The organism is Blastomonas sp. UPD001, from assembly GCF_003426715.1.
Lineage (GTDB): Bacteria > Pseudomonadota > Alphaproteobacteria > Sphingomonadales > Sphingomonadaceae > Blastomonas.
Genome location: NZ_QKVT01000001.1, coordinates 220,955 through 224,344, shown reverse-complemented (window position 1 = coordinate 224,344; position 3,390 = coordinate 220,955). Strand labels below are relative to the sequence as shown.

Here is a 3,390-nt window from a genome sequence, read left to right as displayed (position 1 = left end):
GAGCTGGCCGGCCAGCTCGAGACCGACGATGCCGTCGCGATCATCGAGGAGATGGAGGAGGAAGACCAGCGCGCGGTCCTGGCCGAGCTGGAACCCGCCGATCGCGCCGCGATCGTCGATGCGCTCTCGTTCCCCGAGGAATCCGCCGGCCGCCTGATGCAGCGCGATCTGGTCGCTGTCCCCGAGCACATGAATGTCGGCCAGCTGATCGACTATCTGCGCGAGAACAGCGACCTTACCACCGAATTCTGGGAAATCTTCATCGTCGATCCGCAGCATCGCCCGGTCGGCACCTGCCAGCTGAGCTGGATCCTGCGCACCCCGCGCCATATCGCGCTCGCCGACGTGATGAAGCGCGACCAGACGCTGATCCCCACCGACATGGACCAGGAAGAGGTCGCGCTGCGCTTCCAGAAATATGCGCTGATCTCCGCCGCGGTGGTCGATGGCGCCGGGCGGCTGGTCGGCCAGATCACGGTCGACGACATCATCCATATCGTCCAGGAAGAGGCGGGCGAGGACATCCTGCGCATGTCGGGCGCGGGCGATGGCGACATCAATGAGCCGATCCGCCAGTCCTATAGCAGCCGCGTGCGCTGGCTGATTGCCAATCTGGGCACCGCCCTGCTCGCCAGCGGCATCATCGCGATCTTCGGCGGGGCGATCGAGCAGCTCGTCGCGCTCGCGGTGCTGATGCCGATCGTCGCCTCGGTGGGCGGCAATGCGGGAACGCAGACCATGGCGGTGGCGGTGCGCGCGCTGGCGATGAACCAGCTCACGCAGTCGAACACCCGCCGCATCATCGGACGCGAACTGCGCATCGCGCTGCTCAACGGATCGACTGTCGCGCTGCTCACCGGCATCGGCACGACCATCGTGTTCGGCGACCTGATGCTGGGCGGCGTGATCACCCTGGCGATCCTGATCAACATCCTTGTCGCGGGGCTGGCCGGGGTCATCGTGCCCGTCACGCTCGACCGGCTGGAACAGGACCCGGCGGTGGCGAGTTCGGTCTTCGTGACGATGATCACCGATTCGATGGGCTTTTTCGCGTTTCTCGGGCTGGCGGTGGCCAGCGGCCTGGCGAGCTTCTGACGCGCATGCCGCTGAGCATGACCAAGATCGCCTATGGCGCGACGAGCGTGGCTTCGCTGCGGCAATGGCTTGAGGGGCATTCGGGCCTTGGCGAAGCGCGGCTGACCACGCGCTACCTGCCCAAGCGGCACGAGGAAATGGTCGGCGGCTCGCTCTACTGGATCTTCAACCGCGCCTGCCTCTCCCATCAAGGGAGAGGCGGCATGTCTCACGCCAGCGCCTTCTCGCGGACCTTGCGGATGACATTGACGAAGGTCTCGGCCTCCTGCGCACCCGGCACCAGGTACTTGCCGTCGAAGATGATCGCGGGGACGCCGCTGATGCCCTGTTCGATCCAGTGGTCGAGATGCGCGCGGACCTCGGCCTCGTTGTCGGGATCGTTGAGCACCGCGCGGCCCTCGTCGGCATCGAGCCCGGCCTCGGCGACGATCGAGAGCAGCACCTCCTCGTCGCTGACATCGCGATTGGCCTGGAAATAGGCGGAAAACAGCGCCAACTTCAGCCGCGTCTGCGCCGCGCTACCATAGGCGTCGCCCGCCCAGGTGAGCAGCTGGTGCGCCTTGAAGGTGTTGTAGATGCGCATGTCCGGGCCGTAGTGAAAGCCGAAGCCCAGCTTGTCGCCCAGATCGGTCAGCCGCTGGCGGTTGCTCGCGCTCTGCTGCGGCGTCGCGCCGTATTTGCGCGCGACATGCTCGGAAATCGCCTCGCCTTCGGGCACCATCGTCGGGTTGAGCTCGAACGGATGCCAGGTGATCTCGGCCTCGACATCGTCGCCCACCATGTCGAGCGCCTTTTCGAGCTGCTTGTAGCCGATGATGCACCACGGACAGACCACGTCCGACACGATATCGATCTTGAGCTTGTGGGCGGTCATCAATGGTCTCCGGGTTCTTGCAGCTGGCCTCCAGTCCCAATGTACCGCAAAGCGGCGGGGCTGTCAGCCTGTCCTGCCGGTCAGCGTGTCGGAACCGGCGTCTCGCCCGAATAGTCGTAGAAGCCGCGCCTGGTCTTGCGGCCCAGCCAGCCGGCCTCGACATATTTGACCAGCAGCGGTGCGGGGCGGAACTTGGGGTCGCCGGTGGTACTGTGCAGCACCTGGGTGATGCTGAGGCACGTGTCGAGCCCGATGAAATCGGCGAGCGTGAGCGGTCCCATCGGGTGGTTGAGCCCCAGCTGCACCGCCGCGTCGATATCCTCAATCGTCGCCACGCCCTCGCCCAGCGCGAAGCACGCCTCGTTGAGCATCGGCAGCAGGATGCGGTTGACGATGAAGCCCGGCGCGTCATTGGCCTGAACCACGCGCTTGCCGATGCGCTCGGCATAGCCGCGTACCGCCTCGACCGTCGCGTCCGACGTGGCAAGACCGCGGATCAATTCGATCAGCCCCATGACGGGCACGGGGTTGAAGAAATGCACCCCGACAAAGCGCGACGCATCGGGGCTGGCGGCGGCCATGCGGGTGATCGGGATCGACGAGGTATTGCTCGCGAGGATGGCGTCTGCAGCCAGTACCTTGCCGACATTCTCGAAGATCGCGCGCTTGATGTCCTCGCGCTCGGTCGCCGCCTCGATGATCAGCGCGGCGTCGGCCATCGGCGCGTAATCGCCGACGGGCTGGATGCGGCCGAGCACGGCTTCGGCCTCGCTCGCCTCCATCTTGCCCTTGTCGACCGCGCGCGCGAGCTGCTTGCCAATACCCGCCCTGCCCTTTTCCGCCAGCTCGACCGAGACGTCGGAGAGGAACACGTGCATACCCGCCTGCGCGCTCACCTGCGCGATCCCTGCGCCCATCTGGCCTGCGCCGATGACTGCCATCTTGTCCATGATCTGCCTCTTTCTGCTGCTGCCGGAATCGGATAGGCCCGGCGCATAACCCAAGACCCCGAGTCTGGCTAGGAGCCTTGTCCCAAGATGTTCAGCCCGTTTCTGTTGCTTGCCGCCGCCACCGCCGCCCCTGCTGAAGCGCCCGCCGAGGGCAAGGTGATGATCTTCAAGGACTGGTATGTCGCCTGCGACAATATCTGGTCGTGCGAGGCCGGCAGCCTGTCCGATGACGGCAGCGACGTGTTCACCGCGCAGGTCGTGCGCATCCGCCGCGAGGGCGGGCCCGATGCGCCGTTCCGGATCGGGCTGAGGCCGCAGGAAGAGCAGGCCAAGGGCGCGGCCCGGCTGGTGATCGACGGCGGCAAGCCATTTGCGGGCACGCTCGACGGCGAGGGCGATACCTGGCTCGACGAGGCGCAGTCGATGGCCGTCGCGCGCGGCCTCGCCAATGGCAAGTCGGCGCAGGTGGTG

General features: G+C 66.2%; 4 protein-coding genes and 1 pseudogene. 3 read left to right on the top strand and 2 right to left on the bottom strand.

All coding sequences use genetic code 11. The features are described 5' to 3' along the window. Together mgtE and DM995_RS01060 are read left to right on the top strand one after the other, a co-directional pair. Window positions 1-1,095, top strand: a 1,095-nt coding sequence (mgtE, locus tag DM995_RS01065; protein ID WP_116968216.1) for a magnesium transporter, incomplete at its 5' end; no start/stop codon positions are given. 5 nt (window positions 1,096-1,100) lie between these two features. After that, window positions 1,101-1,266: pseudogene (locus DM995_RS01060) on the top strand (DUF1489 family protein); the annotation flags it as partial. Window positions 1,267-1,303: 37 nt separating this feature from the next. Here DM995_RS01060 and DM995_RS01055 read toward each other — a convergent pair. Together DM995_RS01055 and DM995_RS01050 are read right to left on the bottom strand one after the other, a co-directional pair. Beyond that, window positions 1,304-1,969 (bottom strand): DsbA family oxidoreductase, encoded by a 666-nt coding sequence (locus DM995_RS01055; RefSeq protein WP_232823963.1) that lies wholly within the window; start codon window positions 1,967-1,969, stop codon window positions 1,304-1,306. Between the two features lie 80 nt (window positions 1,970-2,049). Then, window positions 2,050-2,919, bottom strand: coding sequence for a 3-hydroxybutyryl-CoA dehydrogenase (locus tag DM995_RS01050; RefSeq protein ID WP_116968214.1), 870 nt, complete (start codon window positions 2,917-2,919; stop codon window positions 2,050-2,052). A gap of 87 nt (window positions 2,920-3,006) precedes the next feature. Here DM995_RS01050 and DM995_RS01045 point away from each other — a divergent pair. After that, window positions 3,007-3,390, top strand: a 384-nt coding sequence (locus DM995_RS01045; RefSeq protein WP_116968213.1) for a DUF1176 domain-containing protein, incomplete at its 3' end; no start/stop codon positions are given.

Excerpts from the sequence above, each read along its gene's own strand:
- DM995_RS01055 (WP_232823963.1), bottom strand. The coding sequence starts at position 1,969 with ATGACCGCCCACAAGCTCAAGATCGATATCGTGTCGGACGTGGTCTGT.
- DM995_RS01050 (WP_116968214.1), bottom strand. The coding sequence starts at position 2,919 with ATGGACAAGATGGCAGTCATCGGCGCAGGCCAGATGGGCGCAGGGATC.